Below are 19,434 nucleotides of genomic sequence, written 5' to 3' on the forward strand. Positions count from 1 at the left end.
CCGTGCCGGCCGGGCACCGTCACGGCGCCCTGGTGGCCGGGATCCGGCGCGGGCAGCCGACGGGCGTCGCGGTGATCCCGCGCGGGCCGCTGGTCTGCCGCTCGACATCGAAGCGCACGCAGACGTTGTGGTCCACCTCGGTCCCGGCGGCGAACGTCGTCTGGACCGCCGTCACCATCACCACCTCGAGCGTGGCCAGCAGCCCCACTCCGCGCTCGTCGGGATCGTGCACCGCGCTGGCGAGATGCGTGCCATTGGTCTCGTCCAGGATGTGGTCGAGCACGGCCTGGTTGCCGTGCCAGTAGGGCGGGCTGTTCCTGGTGGTCGCCCACGCCTCGGTCTGGGCGGCGATGCGCTCGGCCCTTGCCATGACCTGGTCCCGGGCGACGGCCTCGTCCGGGCGGACGCAGCCGCCGGCCGGCAGTAGGGCGACGACGACCAGCAGCCCGCCGAGCCCGCCCCCACGGCGCCCGCGCCCATGGTGCCGGTGACCGCCGGTCCGTCGCCGGCGGGCCGGGAGGGACGCCGACCGGACGGCGGTGAGATGTCGGAGCATCCGGTCAGCACATCAGCGACCCCGCCGGCCCGCATCCGTCCGGATACTCAGGGTCGCGGCATCCGCTGATCCCGCGCGGGTTCAGATCTCGTCGATCAGGTCCGCGACGGAGCCGACGATGCGGGACGGGCGGTAGGGGTAGCGCTCCGCCTCGGTGCGGGTGCTGATGCCGGTCAGCACCAGCACCGTCTCCAGCCCGGCCTCGAGGCCGCAGAGGATGTCGGTGTCCATCCGGTCGCCGATCATCGCAGTCGTCTCGGAATGCGCCTCGATCACGTTGAGCGCCGACCGCATCATCATCGGGTTGGGCTTGCCGACGAAGTACGGCTCGACGCCGGTCGCCTTGGAGATCATCGCGGCGACCGAGCCGGCCGCCGGCAGGGCGCCCTCGATCGACGGGCCGGTCGGGTCGGGGTTGGTGCAGATGAACCGGGCCCCGTCGTTGATCAGGCGGACCGCCTTGGTGATCGCCTCGAAGCTGTAGGTGCGGGTCTCGCCGAGTACCACGTAGTCGGGGGCGAAGTCGGTCAGGATGTAGCCGACCGCGTGCATCGCGGTGGTGAGTCCGGCTTCGCCGATGACGTACGCGGTGCCGCCCGGCCGCTGGTCGGCGAGGAACTGGGCGGTGGCCAGCGCCGCCGTCCAGATGGCGTGCTCGGGCACGTCGAAGCCCATCCGGGTGAGCCGGGCCTGGAGATCGCGCGGCGTGTAGATCGAGTTGTTGGTCAGTACCAGGAACGGCTTGCCGGACGCGCGCAGCCGGTTGATGAACTCGGGCGCCCCGGGCACCGGCTGCCCCTCGTGCACCAGCACGCCGTCCATGTCGGTCAGCCAGCTCTCCACCGGCTTGCGGTCGCTCATCGGGTCTCCAACGGTGTCACGGTCGGCGGGCGGGTGCGCAGCAGCCGGGGCAGGTGTCCCAGACCGGGAGCGTACCGAGCCGGCGTTGCGGGGCGGTGTCACCCGGGTGAGCCGCGCCGACGCCGCGCTCCGCGACGAGTTCGCGGACCATCGTGACGAACCTCGGGTCGGTGCCCGGGGTGCCGGCCCGGACGAAGTCGAGACCGACCTCCTTGGCCGTGGCGGCGGCCTCGGTGTCGAGGTCCCACACCACCTCGAGGTGGTCGGAGACGAAGCCGATCGGGCTGACCACGACGCCGGTGGTGCCGGCGGCGGCCAGGTCACGCAGGTGGTCGTTGACGTCCGGTTCGAGCCACGGCACGTGCGGCGGCCCGGACCGGCTCTGCCAGACCAGGTCGTACGGCAGGCCGGGGGCGGCGGCTGCGGCGACCAGCCCGGCGGTCTCGTGCAGCTGTGCCTGGTAGCGGCCGCCTTCCGGGCCGGCGCCCGCCGCCATCGAGGTCGGGATCGAGTGGGCGGTGAAGACGATCCGCGTGCTGTCACGTCGGGCCGGGTCGAGGGTGCCGAGCGCGGCGCGTACGGCGTCGGCGTGCGGTTCGACGAATCCGGGGTGGTCCCAGAACTGACGCAACTTGTCGATCAGGGGCGCGTCGGGTCCGACGGCGGCCCGGGCGGCGGCGATGTCGTCCAGGTACTGCCGGCACGACGAGTAGCCGGCGTAGGCGCTGGTGACGAAGGCGAGCGCGTGCCGTACGCCGTCGTCGCGCATCCGTGCCACGGTGTCGGCCAGCATCGGATGCCAGTTGCGGTTGCCCCAGTAGACCGGCAGGTCGACGCCGTTCGCGGCGAGGTCGGCGCGGATCGCGGCGATCAGGTCACGGCACTGCTGGTTGATCGGCGACACGCCGCCGAAGTGCTGGTAGTGCTCGGCGACCTCGGCCAGCCGCTCCGGCGGCACGCCCCGCCCCCGGGTCACATTCGTCAGGAACGGCAGGACGTCGTCGGGGCGCTCGGGTCCGCCGAAGGAGACCACCACCAGTGCGTCGTACGGCATGGTCCCCATTCTGTCCCGCGACGCCGCCGGCCGGTCGCCAGGGCGGCCCGGCCGGCGGCGATCGTGGCGGGTTTCACCGCCCGGTCAGGCGCCCAGCGCGTGGTAGCCGCCGTCGACGTGCACGATCTCGCCGGTGGTGGCCGGGAACCAGTCGGACAGCAGTGCCAGGCAGGCCCGGGCGGCCGGCTCCTGGTCGGTCAGGTTCCAGCCCAGCGGGGCGCGGTCCGCCCAGGCGTCCTCGAACTGCTCGAAGCCGGGGATCGACTTCGCCGCCATGGTGCGCAGCGGGCCGGCGGACACCAGGTTGCTGCGGATGCCCTTGGCGCCCAGGTGCAGTGCCAGGTAGCGGGACGCCGACTCCAGGCCGGCCTTTGCCACGCCCATCCAGTCGTAGACCGGCCACGCCTTGGTCGCGTCGAAGGTCAGCCCGACGACCGCGCCGCCCGGACCCATCAGCGGCAGTGCCGCCATCGCCAGCGACTTGTACGAGTACGTCGACACGTGCAGTGCCGTCGCCACGTCCTCCCAGGGCGCGCTGAGGAAGCCGCCGCCGAGGCAGCTCTGCGGGGCGAAGCCGATCGAGTGGACGACACCGTCGAGGCCGTCGACGTGCTCGCGCACCTTGTCGGCCAGGCCGGCCAGCTGCTCCTCGTTGGTGACGTCCAGTTCGATCACCGGCGCGGCCTCGGGCAGCCGCTTGGCGATCCGCTCGACCAGCGACATCCGGCCGAAGCCGGTGAGTACGACCTGGGCGCCGTTCTCCTGGGCCAGTTTGGCGACCGAGAACGCGATCGACGCGTCGGTGATGACGCCGGTGACGAGCAGCCGCTTTCCGGCCAGCAGTCCAGACACGTACAGATCCTCCGTCTTCGTCAGTGACCCATGCCCAGGCCGCCGTCGACCGGGATGACGGCGCCGGAGATGTAGCCGGCAGTGTCGCCGGCCAGCCAGGTGACCACCCCGGCGACCTCGTCGGGGTCGGCGAACCGGCCGGCCGGGATCAGCTTGCGGTATTCGGCCTTGCGGTCGTCGGGCAGCGCCGCGGTCATGTCGGTGTCGATGTATCCCGGGGCGACCACGTTGGCGGTGATGTTACGGCTGCCCAGCTCCCGGGTGATCGACCGGGCGACGCCGACCAGGCCGGCCTTGCTGGCCGCGTAGTTGACCTGGCCGGGACCGCCGTAGAGACCGACCACGGACGAGATGAAGATCATCCGGCCCCACTTGGCGCGCAGCATCTTGCCGGCGGCTCGCTTGGCGCACCGGTACGCCCCGTTGAGGTTGGTGTCGATGACGCTGGTGAAGTCGTCCTCGGACATCCGCAGCAGCAGCGTGTCGGCGGTGATGCCGGCGTTGGCGACCAGCACCTCGACCGGCCCCAGCTCGGCCTCGACGGCGGTGAAGGCGGCGTCGACGGCGGCGCTGTCGGTGATGTCGCAGCGGACCCCGAACACGCCTTCGTGGTATCCGCTGTCACCGTCGGCCGCCCCGGCCCAGCGACCCCGGTGCGTGATCGCCACCCGGTCGCCCTGCTTGGCGAACGCCTGGGCGATGGCCAGCCCGATCCCCCGGTTTCCCCCGGTCACCAGCACGGTACGCGGCACGGTCATTCCTCCAGCGGTTCTTCCGACGGGTGCGCGAAGGACACTAGGCGCTACCGACAGGTAAGCAGTAACCCGCCCCCCATGATCCCGGTGATCAGGGACCGGGTCCGCGTGTCGTCCGGTGGGTCGGGGTACGCGCTGCCTGATCACGCGGATCACGCGCCGGCCGACACGGATCAGGGCGCGGTGAGCGCCGCGGTACGGCGGGACGGGTGTAGCATCGGCGCGGTCTGCACGGCTCCCCACGACCGATGGAGGTGATCGCTGTGCGAGATAGCGATCCTCTCAGTCGTGGCCGGGCCGACGGTCCGCCGCGCTGAGCCAGCCTCAGCCCGAGCCGACCCCGCACCCGCTCGCCCGCACCCGATCCCCGGCCACCGTCGGGGCCCGTCCCGTGTGCGGACACCGCGAGCCGCCCCGCCGCGACTGACCCCAGCGTGTCCCCACGTCCCGCGCCAGTCGCCACCGGAGTCCCCGATGAACCGCTACGTCGCCCCGCTGGGCTTCACCCTCGCCGCCGTCTGGATCCTGGTCGTCGTCGTCCTGGTCAGCCCGCGCTGAACCGGCCGCCGGCCCGGGAACACACCAGGTCGGGACACATCCGGCCCGAACGTAAGGGCCGGACACACCGGGCCGGTCGCGAGACGCATCCCGCGACCGGCCCACATCCGCGTCACGGCAGCCGCGACGTCCACAGCAGACTCATGGCGGCCGCCGACAGTGCGAGCAGCAGCGCCACCCCGGCGTACCACTGGGTCACCTCGCGCGGCTCGGTACGGTGCCCGATCGAGCTGCCCATGTCCTCGTACACCTGCTTCAGCTCGGTGACCGACGCCGCCTCGTAGAAGAAGCCCTGCGTCGTCTCGGCCAGTTCGGCCAGCGCCAACCGGTCGACCGGCACCCGCTGGCGGTGGCCGCCGATCTCGACCTCGCCCGAGTCGGTGCCGAACGCGATCGTCGACACCGGCACGTTCGCCGACTGCGCCATCGCCGCGGCCTCCTCCATCGACCGGCCCGAGGTGCGGTAGCCGTCGGAGAGCAGCACGATCCGGGCCGGCGGGATGCCCTGCGCCCCGTCCGCCGGCACCGACCGGATCGCCTCCAGGCAGGTGAAGACCGCCTCGCCGGTCGCGGTCGCCTCGGCCAGCGTCAGCCCGTCGATCGCCTGGATCACCGCCGGCCGGTCCTTGGTCGGCGGGACGAGCACGTTCGCGGACTTGGCGAACGCCACCAGCCCCAGGTTGTAGGTCTCCGGCAGCTCGGCGACGAACTCCTTGGCCGCCTCCTGCGCCGCCTCGATCCGGCTCGGTTCGACGTCGCCGGCCTCCATCGACAGCGACACGTCGATCGCGAGCATGACGGTGGCCCGCTCCAGCGGTTCCTCGGTGTCGACCGACGGCCGGGCCATCGCGGTCGCCAGCGTCAGGAGGCTGAGCAGGAACGCGGCGGCCGCCACGTGCCGCCGCCAGCCGAGCCCCTTGGGCGCCAGCGTGCGCAGCAGGTCGACGTTGGTGAACCGGACGGCGTACGACCGGCGCCGGAACTGGCGCCACACGTACGCGCCCGCGACGGCGAGCACCGGCAGCACGGCGAGCAGCCACCACGGTTGCAGGAAACGGATCATCGTGTGGTCCCTCTGGTGCGGGCGTGTCGCTGCGCGGCGACGAACTTGACCATGTCGAGCAGCCAGTCGGAGTCGGTCCGCAGCCGCAGGTGGGCCGCGCCCGAGGCGCGCAGTTGGTGGGCGATGGCGGTGCGCTGCGCCGAGGCTGCCTCGGCGTAGCGGCGGCGTAGCTTCGGGTCGGCGGTCTGCACCTCGTGCAGTTCGCCGGTCTCGGGGTCGACGAGCGCGATCACCCCGACGTCGGGCAGCTCCAGCTCGCGCGGGTCGACGACCTCGATCGCGAGTACGTCGTGCCGCAGCGCCAGCTTGCGTATCGGCCGGCCCCACTGCTCCGGCGGGGTGAGGAAGTCGGAGATCACCACCGCCACGCCCCGCCGCCGGGGCGGCCGGTTGAGCAGGTCGACCAACGCGCCCAGGTCGCTGCGACCGGGGCGTACCCGCGTATTGACGATGGCGCGCAGCAGGCCCTGCGCCTCCTTGCGGCCGGGCCGGGCCGGCAGCCGCACCGGTGTGCCCTCGCCGGTGCCGACGACCGCGCCGATCCGGTTGCCGCCCCGGACCGTCAGGTGTGACACCGCCGCGGCGGCGGCCACGACCAGGTCGCGCTTGAGCCACCTGGCGGTGCCGAAGTCGAGACTCGCCGACAGGTCCACGGCCAGCCACGTCTCCAGTTCGCGGTCGGCGACCGTGCGCCGCACGTGCGGGACGGTGGTGCGGGCGGTGACCGGCCAGTCCATCCGCCGTACGTCGTCACCGGGCCGGTATTCGCGGGACTCCCCCGCCTCGGTGCCCGGCCCGGGCAGCAGCCCGATGTAGTCGCCCTGGAGCAGGCCGTCGAGCTTGCGGGTGACCAGCAGTTGCAGCTTGGACAGTACAGCCTCGGCCCGGCCGGAGCCGCCGCCCCCGGTCAGGTCGGGGACGGGCGGGCTGCCGGCTGGGGTCACGGCAGCCGCCCGGGCCATCCGGCCGGCTGGCCCGGCCCGGCCGGCACGGTCTGCGGCGCCGAGTTCTGCCGGGGCGCGACCGACGGCAGCGGGATGGTGGCCATGATCCGGTTGACGACGTGGTCGGCCGGAATGTCGTCGGCCAGCGCGTCGTAGCTGAGCACCAGCCGGTGCCGCAGGATGTCCGGCGCGATGTCCTGCACGTCCTGCGGCAGCGCGTAGTCGCGGCCGCGCATCAGCGCCAGCGCCCGGGTGGCGCGCACGATGCCGAGCGAGGCGCGCGGGCTGGCGCCGTACTGGATCAGCGGGGCGATGTCGGCCAGGCCGTGCTCGGCCGGCGACCGGGTGGCCAGCACCAGCCGTACGGTGTAGTCGACCAGCGCGTTGTGCACGAACACCTGGTCGGCCTTGCGCTGGAGCCCGATCAGGTCGGTGGAGGTGAACACCGGGTCGGGTTCGGGGGCGCTGATCCCCATCCGGTAGACGATCTCGCGTTCCTCCGCGTCGGTCGGGTAGCCGACCAGGATCTTCATGAGGAAGCGGTCGCGCTGCGCCTCCGGCAGCGGGTAGACGCCCTCCTGCTCGATCGGGTTCTGGGTCGCCATGACCAGGAACGGGTCGGGCACCCGGTGCGTGATTCCGCCGATCGACACCTGCTTCTCGGCCATCACCTCCAGCAGCGCCGACTGCACCTTCGCCGGCGCCCGGTTGATCTCGTCGGCGAGCAGGAAGTTGACGAAGACCGGCCCCAGCTCCACGTCGAACTTCTCGCTGCCCTGCCGGTAGATCCGGGTGCCGACGATGTCGGCCGGCACCAGGTCGGGGGTGAACTGCACCCGGGCGAAGCTGCCGCCGACGACCTTGGCCAGCGTCTCGACCGCGAGCGTCTTGGCCACCCCGGGTACGCCCTCCAGCAGGCAGTGGCCACGGGCGAGCAGCGCCACGAACATCCGCTCGACCATCCGGTCCTGGCCGACGATGACCCGCTTGACCTCGAAGAGGGCGCGCTCGAGCAGGGTGGCGTCCTCCGCCGGGGTGCTGGTGCCCTTGGTCAGCGAACCGGCCGGCGGGGCGCTGCGGGTGGGCGGGCCGCCGTTGGCGGCGTCGGTCGGGCTGTCGGGCGTGGTCGGCTGGGCCACCGGTCCTCCGAGGCGGGTTCGCGTATATCGGGCTGGAAGTCCGTGCGTCGGTCTGACGTTACTGGGGCAGTCTGTGGAGCGGCTGCGGCCTTAAGACTTACACGCCGCCGCGACCGCCCGGACGGCGAGAACCCGAAATCAGGTTCGAGAACCGGGTGAACCGGCGTCCCGCCAGGGTAGACACACAGGGGTCGGTGGTGTGTACGATGCAGCCGTCGCCGGGCGGCTTCCCCCGTGGCCGCCCGGCGCTAAAAACTCTCCGGTGCCGCAACTCCCGGCGCTGAAATTCTCCGGCGCCGTCCCGGCGTGTCTCGGTGGGCGCCCCGTGCCCATGCCGGCATCCCGTCGCCCGTAGACTCGCGACGATGGCCGATCCTCTTGCCCAGGTCGAGACACCGGTGTGCTCCGCGAAAGGTTGCCGGGCCGCGGCGCGGTGGACGCTGTGGTGGAACAACCCCAGACTGCACACCCCGGAGCGGCGCAAGACCTGGCTCGCCTGCGACACGCACCGCGAGACGCTCGGTGACTTCCTCGGGGCGCGCGGGTTCCTGCGGGACGTCACGCCGTTCACGCCATCGCCTACGCTCGAAGGATGACCGCGCACTCCGTGATGACCGAGCCGACGGGGACGACGAAGTGACCGACGGCGCACCCGTTCCCGCCGCACCGGCGGCGCGCCCGCTCGACCCGCTGGAGCCGTGGCCGGACACGGTCGACTGGCAGCCCGTCTCACGCGATCTGATCTGGGTCGAACTGGTGCGGCTCGCCATCCTGATGGTCTTCCTGCTCGGCGGGGTCGGGATCGCCTGGGCACTGTCCGGGCACTGGACGCTCGGGCTCGCGTTCGGCCTGGTCACCCTCTTCGGCCTGGTGCGGGTCGTCACGACCGTCCGGGCCGTACGCGCCTGGGGTTACGCCGAACGCGACCACGACCTGCTCGTCCGGCACGGCCTGCTGGTCCGCCGGCTGTCCATCGTGCCGTACGCGCGGATGCAGTTCGTCGACGTGTCGGCCGGCCCCCTGGAACGCGCCTTCAACCTCGCCAACGTGCAACTGCACACCGCGGCGGCGGCCAGTGACGCCAAGGTGCCGGGGCTGCGGCCGGCCGAGGCGTCGCGGCTGCGTGACCGGCTCACCGCCCTGGGCGAGGACCGGGCGGAGGGCCTGTGAACCCCGAGCCCCCGCCGGGACCGGTTCCTCCCGGTCCGGGCCCGCAGCCCGCGCCCGGAACCGGTTCGGCGCCGGGCGCGACGCCCGCGGCCGGCCCGGCGCCGGGGGTGCCGCCCGTGCCCGGCGCGGCGCCCGGGGTCGGCCCGGCGCCGGGACCCGGCGGCGTCGAGCCGAGGCAGCGGCTGCACCCGCTGAGCCCGTTCCTCCACGGCGCCAAGTCGCTGCTCGCGATCATCGCGGCGATGTCGTGGTCGACGCTGTCCCGGGTCGGCCTGGGCTGGTTCGCGCTGATGGTCGTCCTGCTCCTGCTCGGCTCCCTCGTCCTCTACGTCGTGAGCTGGTACAACACCGGCTACCACGTGGTCGGGCGGGAGCTGCGCATCCACGAGGGGCTGCTGTGGCGGCGTACCCGGGCCATCCCGCTCGAACGGCTCCAGGCCGTCGAGGTCGTCCGGCCGCTGCTCGCCCGGCTATCCGGACTGGCCGAACTGCGACTCGAAGTGGTCGGCGGCGGCAAGACCGAGGCGCCGCTGGCCTTCCTGCGGATCGCCGACGCCGCCGTGCTGCGTGAGCGCCTACTCGCCCTCGCCGGCCGGGCCGGCGCACCCGCCGTGGCACCGGCCGGCGTACCGCAGGGGGCACCCGGCCCCGGCATGCCGGCGCCGGGGCCGGCCGGGGTGGTGCTTACCAAGCCGGTCGAGGTGCCCGGCCGCGACCTGCACGCGGTCTCCAACCGTGACCTGCTGATCAGTCAACTGCTGACGCCGCAGGCGTTCCTGGTGCCGTTCGGTGTCGCCTTCGTGCTCTACCAGTTCCTGTCGGCGGCCTCGTTCTCGTTCATCGCCGTCGCCAGCGGGCTGACCGCGCTGGCCGGCGTCCTGCTCCAGCCGGTCCGCCGGGTCGTCGACGACTGGAACTTCCGGCTCGTCCGCGAGGACGAGCGGCTGCGGGTCCGCCACGGCCTGCTGGAGACCCGCGCCCAGACCGTGCCGCTGGTCCGGGTCCAGGCCATCGTCGCCACCTGGCCGCTGCTGTGGCGGGCGAAGGGCTGGCTCCTCCTGCGGCTGCACGTCGCCGGTGTCACCGTCGGCGAGGGCGACAGCGGCGGGACCGACCGGCTGCTGCCGGTCGGGGTGCCGCCCACCGCCCAGTCGATCATGAACGAGGTGCTGCCCCGCGTCGACCTGGCCACCCTGCCGCTGACCACGCCGCCGGCCCGGGTCCGCTGGCTGCACCCGTTCGCCCAGCCGGTGATGGGCGCCGCGCTGACCGACGAGGTGTTCGCGGTCCGCTCCGGGCCGATCACCCGCCAGGTGATGGTCGTGCCGTACGCCCGGATCCAGAGCGTACGGGTGGTCCAGGGCCCCATCCAGCGGCGGCTCGGGCTGGCGACGGTCTACGCCGACACCGCCGGCGGCCCCAGCGCGGCGGCCGGTTCCCGCGACCTGCGGGAGGCGTGGGCGATGGCCGCCGACCTGACCGCCCGCGCCCGCCACGCCCGCGCCACCGGCGCCGCACCGTTCCCCAGCGCCTGAACCCGCCGGACCGCGACCCGGTCGACGGAAACGCGAAACGCCCCGCACCGGCCGGTGCGGGGCGTTCAGCAGTTCATCGACCGGCGGGCGTCACCGACGGGTCCGGCGGCGCCGGTGGCTCGGACGACTCCGCGGGCCGATCGGCGGCCGGTCGGACGGCCGGCGGGCCGGCGTCGACGGCCGGAGCCGGCTCCTCGGGTACGGCCCGGCGCGCCTTGCGGGCCCGCCACCAGCGTTCGCCGAGACCGACGACGACGAACGTCATCCCGACGTACAGCCAGCCGACCAGCACGTCGATGATGTAGTGCTCGCCCGCGTAGACCAGGGTGAACGTCATCGCCAACGGGTACGACAGCAGCAGCGGCCACCACCGCTTGCGCACGTTGGCCAGGAAGAACACCACGACGAACAACGCGAAGGCGGTGTGCAGCGACGGCATCGCGGCCACCGGGTTCGAGGCGATCTGGCCCGCGTTGAGCAGGTTGCCGGCGCCGTGCATGCCGAACGCCCGCCAGCCCCGGGTGGAGATCCGGGCGACGTCCTCCAGCAGCCCGTACTGGGCCGCCCACCACGGCGGGGCCGCCGGGTAGAGGAAATAGGTCACCAGGCCGGTCGCGCACAGGAAGCCCCAGCGCCGCATGAACTGGCCCCAGCGGGCCCGGTTGGTCATCCACAGCACCACCGCGGCGGCCAACGCGGCCACGAAGTGGGAGAAGTAGACCCAGCTCACCGCGACGTCCCACCAGTGGATCCGGTCCGGGTCGTAGAGCCGCTCCTGCAACCAGATCGTCGGCACCTCGCCGCCGGTGGCCCAGCCGATCAACAGGCGGTCGGCCACGATCAGGTCGAAGGAGTACGGGATCGCACCGTTGTCGGCGAAGCCGCGGGAGAGGTTGTACAGCGCCAGCAGGATCACGATCGGCAGCCAGTCGCGGACGAACCCCAGGTGCGACCGGAACGGCCGCTCGCTGTTCCACGCGATCGTGGCGGTCCACAGCCACACGAAGGCGTACAGCGGATCCGTCGGCAGACCGATCAGCAGCCATCCGGCGACGAACGCGACCGACCACACGGTCATCGCGATCAGCCGGCGCCGCCTCGACGGGTCGCGGACGGACGGATCCGGCGCGACCGGCGGCTCCGGGGACGGACTGGTCTGGGAATCGGACAGGGTGGCCATCGCGGTCAAGGTTAACGGCGGACCAATCCCACCCCGAAGGCAGTCACCGGCCGACCTTCCGGCACCGGCCCGATCCGGCCGGCCGGCCCCGCCGCGGCCGCACCGGCGGATCGGCGCGGTCGGGTGCCGGCAACGATGGCCCGACCGTATCGGAGCGCCTACGCTGAGGTGCATGGAGCAGCAGCCGGATCCAGGCTTCGCGCCCGGGCTCACCGCACACGTCGAACTGACCGTCACCGACGCCGACACCGCGCAGGCGGTCGGCTCGGGTGACGTACCCGTGCTCGGCACCCCGCGGGTGCTCGCACTGGCCGAGGCGGCCACCGTCGCCGCGACGGCCCGACGGATGCCGACCGGAATGACCACGGTGGGCACCCGCGTCGAACTCGACCACCGGGCACCGACCCCGGTCGGGCGCCGGGTCACCGCACACGCCCAGTTGGCCAAGGTCGACGGGCGGCGGCTGCTGTTCGAGATCGTCGTCACCGACGGGGACACCACGGTGGCCGAGGGGCGGGTCGAACGGATCCTCGTCGACCGGCAGCGGTTCGTCGCCCGGGCCTTCGGCCCCGACGAGTCGTGACGATCGCCTTCGCCGAGGTCGCCGACCGGGTCTACGTCCTGCGCCACCCGCTGCTCGACGTCAACGTGACGCTGGTGGTCGGCGACGGGGCGGCGCTGCTGGTCGACACGCTGTCGACGGCGGCGCAGGCGGCCGAACTCGCCGTCGCCGCCCGGCAGCTCACCACCGCCCCGTGGACGATCGTCAACACCCACCACCACTTCGACCACTGCTTCGGCAACGCCACGCTCGCCGGTGACCTGCCGGTCGCCATCTACGCCCACGAGGAGACCGCGCGGCTGCTCGCCGACGACGCCCCCGGGGTGCGCCGCCGGGCGTACGAGGAGATGCTGCCGACCGAGCGGGCGCTCGCCGCCGAACTGGCCGGCACCGCCATCCTGGCCCCGACCCACCCGGTGCACCTGCTGTCCACCGTCGACGTCGGCGGCCGGCGGGTCGACCTGCACCATCTGGGGCGCGGGCACACGGCCGGCGACCTAGTCGCGCACGTGCCCGACGCCGACGTCGTGGTCGCCGGCGACCTGGTCGAGCAGAGCGGGCCGCCGGCGTTCGAGGAGTCCTACCCACTGGAGTGGCCGGAGACGCTGACCGCGCTGCTGCGGTTGACCGGCAAGGACACCCTGGTCGTCCCGGGGCACGGTGCCCCGGTCGGCGTGGACTTCGTACACGAGCAGCACACCGGGCTGACCGCGCTGGCCTGGCTGATCCGCGACGGTCATGCCGACGGGGCGGCCGCCGCCGCGCTGGCGATGCGCTCCGCGTACGGCCCGGCCGTCGCCCTGCCCGCCATCGAGCGCGGCTACGCCGAACTATCCAACCGCACCTGACCCACCCTCCTCCCGCTCCCCAAGATCCGCGTGATCAGGGAGTACGTCGGGCGTGTCGTCGGCGCGTCGAGGCGGAAACTCCCTGATCACGGGGATCTTGAGGGCGGGGCGGGCGTCGGGGGCGGTTGCGGGATGCACCCGGCGGCTCAGGTGGGCGCGTCGGGTCGCGCTGGCGTGGGCGCCGGCCGGCTCTGACACCGGCGCCCGGCGGCTCGGGGCGCCCCGCGGGAGGGCTCGGGCACCTGGGGCAGGGCGCTCGGGTGCACCAAGCTGAGGGCTCGGTCAGCGGGCCGACCCAGTTGTCTTGATCGTCTGCGGTTGCGGCGCTCCGGGTACGGCGTGTCGGGTGCCTGAACCGCAGACGATCAAGTCACCACCAGGAAGGGCCTCCGACGGCGGGGGTACGGCGCTCCGAGGAGCGTGATCGTCTGCTGTCCAGCCGGTCGACACGCCGTGCACCAACAGCGGAACAGCAGACGATCAAGTTGATGCCCACCCATTGACTCCCCCGCCCTGCCCGCCGCTTCCAGAACCCGCACCTGCAGCCGCAGCCGCACCTGCACCTGCACCTGCACCTGCACCAAGATCCGGGTGATCAGGGAGTTTCACCACGACACACCGACGACACGCACGACTCAATCCCTGATCACGCGGATCTTGGTGCAGGTGCAGGGCGGGGCAAGGAGCGGCGGCGCGGGCGGGGCAGGGGCGGCGCGGGCGGGGCAGGGGCGGCGCGGGGCGGGGTGGGTCAGGGGAAGCGGGTTCTTACCTCGGTGTGGGTGGGCATGGCGGCGGCGCCGCCGGGAGACTCGCAGACCAGGCCGGCCACCCGCAGTGCGAAGTCGACACGTTCCCGCCAGCCGGCCAGGCCGGCCGGCAACCCGTCGCGGAGCAGCCCTTCGATCAGCGCCGCCATCACCGAGTCACCGGCACCGGTCGCGTCGACCGCGTCGACCACCGGGGCCGCCACGTCCACGGTCCCCGTCCCGTACGCGACCAGTGCTCCCGCCGCCCCGCGGGTGACGACGACCACCTCGGCGCCGAGCCCCAGCAGCCGGGACGCGACCTGCTCCGGATCCTCGCCGTAGAGCGCGTCGGCGTCGGCGGCGCTGAGCTTGACCAGGTGGGCGGTGGCGGCGAATTCGGCGACGACGGCCCGCTGGTGGTCCCAGGTGGCCTGGTCGGGCAGCAGCCGGGGCCGGATGTTCGGGTCGAAGACACGCAGTCCGCCGGTCAGCGCCCAGGCGCGCCGGGCGGCGGCCAGCGCCGGCGGTTGGAGCAGGACGATCGACCCGCAGTAGAGCACGGCCGCGTCGGTCACCAGGTCGGCGTCGAGCGCGTCGGCGTCGATCAGCCCGTACGAGGCGGGTTCGCCGTAGAAGCGGAAGTCGGGTTCGGCACCGGCGAAGGTGGCGACCGCGAGCGTGGTCGGCGCCGGGACGGTGACGGTGCCCCGCTGCCCGACTCCGGCGGCGGTGAGGAACTCGCGGATCCGGTCGGCGAGCACGTCGTCGCCGAGCGAGCCGGCGAACTCGACGGTGCCGCCGAGCCGGGAGACGCCGACCGCGACGTTGAGCGGCGCGCCTCCGATCACCCGCCGGTAGACCGGTTCCCCTTCGCATTCAGCTTCGAGCAGGTCGACCAGGGCCTCACCGAGCACCACCGCGTATCGCATGCGTCTCCTCACCGGTCGACCTGCTGTCCACTTTGACATCCTCCGCCGTCCTAAAGGACGGAGTATCCACGGAAGGATTCCGATGACCGACGCGCCGGCCCGGCCGCCTACCGGCGCCGTGCCGGCACCGCACCGCCCACCGAGCCCGCACCGCCGGCCGGCACCGCGCCGTCCACCGGCACCACACCGCCCACCGAGCCCGCACCGCCCACCGGCACCGCGCCGTCGAGCGACGCCATGCCGCCCACCGGCGCCGGGTCGGTACGGTGCGGGTCGAGGCGCCGCTGCAACCGGCGCAGCGGGGCCGGCGCCCACCAGTTGGCCCGGCCGGCGAGCCGCATGAAGGCCGGCACCAGGATCGCCCGGATGATGGTGGCGTCGACGAGGACGGCGATCGCGACGCCGATGCCGACCATCTGGAGGTACATGACCTCGCCGGTGGCGTACAGCGAGAACGACAGGGCGAGGATGACCGCGGCGGCGGTGACGAGCGGTGCGCTGCGCTGGATGCCTTCGAGGACGGCCCGCCGGTTGTCGCCGGTCGCCGCGTACCGCTCCTTGATCCGCGACAGCATGAAGACCTCGTAGTCCATGGACAGGCCGTACGCGACGCAGAAGATCAGGATCGGGAAGGTCGGGTCGACCGTACCGATCGGGGTGAAGCCGAGCAGGTCGGCCAGCGCCCCGTTCTGGAAGATCACGACGAGCGCGCCGAACATCACCGCCAGGCTCAGCAGGTTGAGGACGGTGGCCTTTACCGGGATGAGCAGGCTGCCGGACATCAGGAAGAGGATCACGAAGGTGACGACCAGGATGAGTACGCCGACCAGCGGCACCCGGTCCATCAGGGTGGACCGGAAGTCGGTCAGTTCGGCCGGGTAGCCGCCGATCAGCAGCTCGCCGAACGGCGCCGGTACGGCACGCACCCGCTCCATCAGCCCGGTGACGTCGGTGCCGGCGAGCACCTCGCGGGTCGGGATCGCCTCCAGCCGCTGGCCGTCGGCGCTGGTCAGCCGGTCGGCGGCGGGCTCGGCGGAGACCCGGTCGCCGGCGACGAAGACGCCGGCGGTCGAGTTGACCTGCCCGATCCCGGGCACCCGGGACAGTTCGCCAGCGTACCGGGCCACCGCGTCGGCGGGGGTGGCCCGGCCGGCCGGGGCGACGAAGTGGATCGCGTCGTTGGCCTCGTGGGCGAAGTTGGCCCGTAGTTCGTCGTACGCCTGCCGGGTCGAGGCGGTGGGTGGCAGGACCCGGTCGTCGGGCAGCCCGATCCGCAGGCCGAGCGCGGGTGCGCCGAGTGCGCCGACCAGCACCAGGCCGGCGGCGACGAACAGGACGGGCCGACGCATCACCCGGGCGCCGAGCCGGTACCAGAAGCCGCTTTCTTCGGCGGTCGTCGTGGCGGCCGGCCCGCGGCGCAGCGCGCGGGGCCCGAGCACGGCCAGTGCCGCCGGCAGCAGGACGAGGGCGCCGAGCACCGCCATGACCACGACGAGCACCCCGGCGTACGCGAACGACCGCAGGAACGAGTACGGGAAGGCGAGCATCACCGACAGTGCGGCGGCGACGGTGAGCCCGCTGAAGATCACGGTACGGCCGGCGGTGCGTACCGTGGTCACGACGGCGTCGGTGACGGTGGCGCCGCGGGTGAGTTCCTCGCGGAACCGGGCGATGACGAAGAGGCTGTAGTCGACGCCGAGTCCGATGCCCATGACCAGGGTGATGTTGGCGGCGAACGTGGAGATCTCGGTGATCTCGGCGAGCCCGCGCAGGCCGGCGAGGGTGCCGAACACCGCGAACAAACCGACGCCGAGGGTGAGCAGAGCCAGCCGTACCCGGCGGTAGAGCACGACCAGCAGCACCGCCATGAGCGGGATGATGAGCAGTTCGGCGCGGATGAAGTCGCGCGACGCCTGTTCGCTGACCTGGCTGGACACCGCCTCGGAGCCGGCGACCTGGACGCTGACCGGCCCGGTCGTGCGGGTGTACGCCGGCAGCAGCTTCTCGCGGATCTCGGCCCGGGTGGTGGTCGCGTCGCCTTCGACGTACGCCAGGACGAGCGCGTGCCGCTGGTCGGTGCTGCGCAGTGTCGGGTCGCCGGGCCGGGACCAGTACGACCAGACATCGCCGACCATGGGTTCGGCGCGCAGTTCGTCGGCGAGGGCGGTGCCGGCGGCGGCGACCGGCGCCGAGTCGACGGTGCCGGTCTCGGCGGTGACGAGCAGGACGAGGTTGGCGTTGCTGGTGCCGAAGTCGCGTTCGAGCAGTTGGCGGGCCTGTACGGATTCGCTGCCCGGCGCCTCCCAGCGGTTGAGGACCAGGACTCCCATCGCGGTGGCGCCGACGCCGGCGAGGGCGAGGGTGAGCAGCAGTCCGGCGATCAGGACGCGGCGCCGGCGGTGGGCGGTGAACGCGCCGAGCCGGGCGAGTGGTGACATGGTGGTCCCCTTGTGTCGTCTGCTGTTAGCGTCAGAAACACGAGCGATCGCCCGCGTTTTGCAAGATACGAGCAATCGCTCGCATTAGTCAAGGAGGTAGGAGCGGTGGCCGAACCCCGCCCCGTCCGCCGGCAGGCCCGCGGCGAACGCCGGATCGCCGAGATCCTGGATGCCGCGCTGAGCCTGTTCGCCGAGGTCGGCTACGAGGCCGCCACGACCAACGCGATCGCCGCCCGGGCCGGGATCTCCCCCGGCTCGCTCTACCAGTTCTTCCGCAACAAGGAGGCGATCGCGCAGGCCCTGTCGGCCCGCCTGGTCGAGGGCACCCGAGACGCGCACGCCGCCGCCTTCGCCGACCGGCCGGTGGCCACCCTGCCGCTCGACGAACTCGTCGACCTGATGCTCGACCCGCTCATCGAGTTCAACGTGTCCAACCCGGGAGCCAAGTCCCTGTTCGGCAACACCGACATGCCGGCACAGCTCGCGGCGGCGACCCGGCCGCTGCACGAGGCGGTCACCCGGCGGGTCACCGCCGTGGTCACCGCCCGCGCCCCGCACCTGTCCGCCGTCGAGGCCGCCCGGACGGCGACCGTGGTCGTACAGATCGTCAAGGCCATGATGCCGCCCGTCGTCGCGGCGGAACCCGAGGAGCGGGCCGCCCTCGTGACCGAACTCAAGCGGGCCATCCGCGGCTACCTGGCACCGCTCGAGGACGCCACCACCTGAAACATCGAAGTACGGCTATTGTGTCGGGCGCCGATCCGTGGTGCGATAGCCAGGCCGACACGGCGCGGGGGCTAACGCGCCGACAGGCGCCCTTGAGCCAGGCGCCGACAGGCGTCCCGGCAGCCAGGCGCCGACAGGTGCCGGTGAACCGGGCGCCGACAGACCGGCACGCACGGAGCCACGCGAAGACCCAGGTCCGACACCGGGCCGCCGTCCGCGTGCCCGCCGAGCCGCCCCGCTTCCGACCTCCCCGGAGCAGCCGCTCGTCACCGCACACGACACCCGGTGCCGGTCCGCAGCACACCCGCGAACCGATGGAACCGTGCCGTCGGCCGTCCGGCCACCCCGCCGCGGTTCCGGCCTCGAAGGAGAACGTCGTGAGACTTCTACGCAAGGTGGCGGTGCTCTCCGCCGCCGCCATGCTGACCGCCGGCGTCGTGTCGGTCGTCAACCAGACCGCGGCCTGGTCGCACGGCGCCGCCATGGCGCCCGGCAGCCGCACCTACCTGTGCTGGAAGGACGGCCTCAGCCCGCAAGGCAACATCCAGCCGATCAACCCCGCCTGTACGGCCGCGGTGAACCAGGGCGGCGCCAACCCGCTCTACAACTGGTTCAGCGTGCTGCGCTCCGACGCGAACGGCCGGACCACCGGGTTCATCCCGGACGGCCAGCTGTGCAGCGGCGGCAACCCGGTGTTCTCGGCGTACGACGCGGCCCGCACCGACTGGCCGCTGACCCACCTGACCGCCGGCGCCAACTTCAACTTCCGGTACAGCAACTGGGCGCACCACCCGGGCACCTTCTACTTCTACGTGACGAAGAACAGCTGGAGCCCGACCCGGCCGTTGGCCTGGGGCGACCTGGAGGAGCAGCCGTTCCTCACGGTGACCAACCCGCCGCAGAACGGCGCGGTCGGCACCAACGAGGGCCACTACTACTTCAGCGGCAACCTGCCGTCGGGCAAGAGCGGCCGGCACATCATCTACTCGCGCTGGGTGCGCTCGGACAGCCAGGAGAACTTCTTCGGCTGCTCGGACGTGACCTTCGACGGCGGTAACGGCGAGGTCTCCGGCCTCGGCCGCGGCGGCAACGGCCCGAACCCCACCACCCCGCCGCCGAACCCGACCACTCCCCCGCCGAACCCGACCACCCCGCCGCCGGGCGGCTCCGGCTGCTCGGCGACGCACACGGTGGTCAGCTCCTGGAACGGCGGCTACCAGGGCGAGGTGAAGATCACCAACACCGGTGGTTCCACCATCGGCAACTGGACCGCGAAGTGGAACCTGGCGGCCGGCCAGAGCATCGGCTCGCTCTGGAGCGGCTCACACACGGTGAGCGGTTCACAGGTGACGGTGACCAACGCGGCCTGGAACGGCAGCCTGGCACCGGGCGCGTCGACCACCTTCGGCTTCACCGCCGGCGGTAACGCCGGCTCACCGGCGGTGACCTGCACGGTGTGACCGTAACCGGATAAGGCGGCGGCCCGGACCGATTCGGTCCGGGCCGCCGTACGTTCCG

At 72.8% G+C, this 19,434-nt stretch carries 19 protein-coding genes; 8 read left to right on the forward strand and 11 right to left on the reverse strand.

Annotated features, from left to right (window positions below; translation table 11 throughout):
* Window positions 1-19: 19 nt before the first annotated feature.
* The 5 genes from AB0I42_RS22335 to AB0I42_RS22355 form a co-directional block, all read right to left on the reverse strand.
* Window positions 20-556, reverse strand: coding sequence for a hypothetical protein (locus AB0I42_RS22335; protein WP_357539559.1), 537 nt, complete (start codon window positions 554-556; stop codon window positions 20-22).
* Between the two features lie 81 nt (window positions 557-637).
* Window positions 638-1,417 (reverse strand): HAD-IIA family hydrolase, encoded by a 780-nt coding sequence (locus AB0I42_RS22340; protein ID WP_357539561.1) that lies wholly within the window; start codon window positions 1,415-1,417, stop codon window positions 638-640.
* A 16-nt stretch (window positions 1,418-1,433) separates the two neighbouring features.
* A complete protein-coding gene (locus AB0I42_RS22345; protein ID WP_357539563.1) occupies window positions 1,434-2,471 on the reverse strand; it encodes a ferrochelatase in 1,038 nt (345 codons plus the stop codon).
* 84 nt (window positions 2,472-2,555) lie between these two features.
* Complete coding sequence (gene fabI / locus AB0I42_RS22350) at window positions 2,556-3,323, reverse strand: enoyl-ACP reductase FabI (RefSeq protein WP_357539565.1); 768 nt, start codon at window positions 3,321-3,323, stop codon at window positions 2,556-2,558.
* 20 nt (window positions 3,324-3,343) lie between these two features.
* Complete coding sequence (locus AB0I42_RS22355) at window positions 3,344-4,075, reverse strand: beta-ketoacyl-ACP reductase (RefSeq protein WP_357539567.1); 732 nt, start codon at window positions 4,073-4,075, stop codon at window positions 3,344-3,346.
* 396 nt (window positions 4,076-4,471) lie between these two features.
* Here AB0I42_RS22355 and AB0I42_RS22360 point away from each other — a divergent pair, with 396 nt between their 5' ends.
* Window positions 4,472-4,636: a hypothetical protein gene (locus tag AB0I42_RS22360; RefSeq protein ID WP_357539569.1), complete on the forward strand. Its 165-nt coding sequence runs from the start codon at window positions 4,472-4,474 to the stop codon at window positions 4,634-4,636.
* A 112-nt stretch (window positions 4,637-4,748) separates the two neighbouring features.
* Here AB0I42_RS22360 and AB0I42_RS22365 read toward each other — a convergent pair whose 3' ends face one another.
* From AB0I42_RS22365 to AB0I42_RS22375, 3 genes are read right to left on the reverse strand one after another with little or no spacing between them, the layout of a single operon-like run.
* Window positions 4,749-5,699 carry a VWA domain-containing protein gene (locus AB0I42_RS22365; RefSeq protein ID WP_357539571.1) on the reverse strand — a complete coding sequence of 317 codons (951 nt, stop codon included), beginning with the start codon at window positions 5,697-5,699 and terminating at the stop codon, window positions 4,749-4,751.
* Complete coding sequence (locus AB0I42_RS22370; protein WP_357539573.1) at window positions 5,696-6,661, reverse strand: DUF58 domain-containing protein; 966 nt, start codon at window positions 6,659-6,661, stop codon at window positions 5,696-5,698. The genes AB0I42_RS22365 and AB0I42_RS22370 overlap by 4 nt, the downstream gene beginning before the upstream one ends.
* The gene (locus AB0I42_RS22375) at window positions 6,640-7,782 is read right to left on the reverse strand and encodes a MoxR family ATPase (protein WP_357539575.1); all 1,143 of its coding nucleotides are present in this window, start codon (window positions 7,780-7,782) and stop codon (window positions 6,640-6,642) included. The genes AB0I42_RS22370 and AB0I42_RS22375 overlap by 22 nt, the downstream gene beginning before the upstream one ends.
* A gap of 365 nt (window positions 7,783-8,147) precedes the next feature.
* Here AB0I42_RS22375 and AB0I42_RS22380 point away from each other — a divergent pair, with 365 nt between their 5' ends.
* The 3 genes from AB0I42_RS22380 to AB0I42_RS22390 all read left to right on the forward strand — a co-directional run bounded on the left by AB0I42_RS22380 (window position 8,148) and on the right by AB0I42_RS22390 (window position 10,487).
* Window positions 8,148-8,378, forward strand: a complete 231-nt coding sequence (locus tag AB0I42_RS22380) for a hypothetical protein (RefSeq protein WP_357539577.1) — start codon at window positions 8,148-8,150, stop codon at window positions 8,376-8,378.
* 40 nt (window positions 8,379-8,418) lie between these two features.
* On the forward strand, window positions 8,419-8,952 hold the full coding sequence (locus AB0I42_RS22385; RefSeq protein WP_357539579.1) for a PH domain-containing protein: 534 nt from the start codon (window positions 8,419-8,421) through the stop codon (window positions 8,950-8,952).
* 116 nt (window positions 8,953-9,068) lie between these two features.
* Window positions 9,069-10,487: a PH domain-containing protein gene (locus AB0I42_RS22390; protein WP_357539581.1), complete on the forward strand. Its 1,419-nt coding sequence runs from the start codon at window positions 9,069-9,071 to the stop codon at window positions 10,485-10,487.
* A gap of 73 nt (window positions 10,488-10,560) precedes the next feature.
* Here AB0I42_RS22390 and AB0I42_RS22395 read toward each other — a convergent pair whose 3' ends face one another.
* Window positions 10,561-11,565: a phosphatase PAP2 family protein gene (locus tag AB0I42_RS22395; RefSeq protein ID WP_357539688.1), complete on the reverse strand. Its 1,005-nt coding sequence runs from the start codon at window positions 11,563-11,565 to the stop codon at window positions 10,561-10,563.
* 274 nt (window positions 11,566-11,839) lie between these two features.
* Between AB0I42_RS22395 and AB0I42_RS22400 the strand changes: the two genes are divergently transcribed.
* A complete protein-coding gene (locus AB0I42_RS22400) occupies window positions 11,840-12,250 on the forward strand; it encodes a hotdog domain-containing protein (RefSeq protein ID WP_357539584.1) in 411 nt (136 codons plus the stop codon).
* Complete coding sequence (locus AB0I42_RS22405; RefSeq protein ID WP_357539586.1) at window positions 12,247-13,077, forward strand: MBL fold metallo-hydrolase; 831 nt, start codon at window positions 12,247-12,249, stop codon at window positions 13,075-13,077. The genes AB0I42_RS22400 and AB0I42_RS22405 overlap by 4 nt, the downstream gene beginning before the upstream one ends.
* A 748-nt stretch (window positions 13,078-13,825) precedes the next feature.
* Here the strand turns inward: AB0I42_RS22405 and AB0I42_RS22410 are convergent.
* Both AB0I42_RS22410 and AB0I42_RS22415 read right to left on the reverse strand, forming a co-directional pair.
* Window positions 13,826-14,752, reverse strand: a complete 927-nt coding sequence (locus AB0I42_RS22410) for a carbohydrate kinase (protein WP_357539588.1) — start codon at window positions 14,750-14,752, stop codon at window positions 13,826-13,828.
* 107 nt (window positions 14,753-14,859) lie between these two features.
* Complete coding sequence (locus AB0I42_RS22415; protein ID WP_357539590.1) at window positions 14,860-17,190, reverse strand: MMPL family transporter; 2,331 nt, start codon at window positions 17,188-17,190, stop codon at window positions 14,860-14,862.
* Window positions 17,191-17,295: 105 nt separating this feature from the next.
* Here AB0I42_RS22415 and AB0I42_RS22420 point away from each other — a divergent pair, with 105 nt between their 5' ends.
* Both AB0I42_RS22420 and AB0I42_RS22425 read left to right on the forward strand, forming a co-directional pair.
* On the forward strand, window positions 17,296-17,916 hold the full coding sequence (locus AB0I42_RS22420) for a TetR/AcrR family transcriptional regulator (protein WP_357539592.1): 621 nt from the start codon (window positions 17,296-17,298) through the stop codon (window positions 17,914-17,916).
* 419 nt (window positions 17,917-18,335) lie between these two features.
* Entirely contained in the window at window positions 18,336-19,376 is a 1,041-nt protein-coding gene (locus AB0I42_RS22425; RefSeq protein ID WP_357539690.1) for a lytic polysaccharide monooxygenase, read from the forward strand.
* Window positions 19,377-19,434 lie beyond the last annotated feature (58 nt).

The organism is Polymorphospora sp. NPDC050346 (assembly GCF_040655695.1).
In the GTDB taxonomy this organism is placed as follows: domain Bacteria; phylum Actinomycetota; class Actinomycetes; order Mycobacteriales; family Micromonosporaceae; genus Polymorphospora; species Polymorphospora lycopeni.

Excerpts from the sequence above, each read along its gene's own strand:
- AB0I42_RS22370 (WP_357539573.1), bottom strand. The coding sequence starts at position 6,661 with ATGGCCCGGGCGGCTGCCGTGACCCCAGCCGGCAGCCCGCCCGTCCCC.
- AB0I42_RS22335 (WP_357539559.1), bottom strand. The coding sequence starts at position 556 with ATGCTCCGACATCTCACCGCCGTCCGGTCGGCGTCCCTCCCGGCCCGC.
- AB0I42_RS22410 (WP_357539588.1), bottom strand. The coding sequence starts at position 14,752 with ATGCGATACGCGGTGGTGCTCGGTGAGGCCCTGGTCGACCTGCTCGAA.
- AB0I42_RS22395 (WP_357539688.1), bottom strand. The coding sequence starts at position 11,565 with ATGACCGTGTGGTCGGTCGCGTTCGTCGCCGGATGGCTGCTGATCGGT.
- AB0I42_RS22400 (WP_357539584.1), top strand. The coding sequence starts at position 11,840 with ATGGAGCAGCAGCCGGATCCAGGCTTCGCGCCCGGGCTCACCGCACAC.
- AB0I42_RS22425 (WP_357539690.1), top strand. The coding sequence starts at position 18,336 with ATGCTGACCGCCGGCGTCGTGTCGGTCGTCAACCAGACCGCGGCCTGG.
- AB0I42_RS22415 (WP_357539590.1), bottom strand. The coding sequence starts at position 17,190 with ATGTCACCACTCGCCCGGCTCGGCGCGTTCACCGCCCACCGCCGGCGC.
- AB0I42_RS22340 (WP_357539561.1), bottom strand. The coding sequence starts at position 1,417 with ATGAGCGACCGCAAGCCGGTGGAGAGCTGGCTGACCGACATGGACGGC.
- AB0I42_RS22345 (WP_357539563.1), bottom strand. The coding sequence starts at position 2,471 with ATGCCGTACGACGCACTGGTGGTGGTCTCCTTCGGCGGACCCGAGCGC.
- AB0I42_RS22380 (WP_357539577.1), top strand. The coding sequence starts at position 8,148 with ATGGCCGATCCTCTTGCCCAGGTCGAGACACCGGTGTGCTCCGCGAAA.
- AB0I42_RS22365 (WP_357539571.1), bottom strand. The coding sequence starts at position 5,699 with ATGATCCGTTTCCTGCAACCGTGGTGGCTGCTCGCCGTGCTGCCGGTG.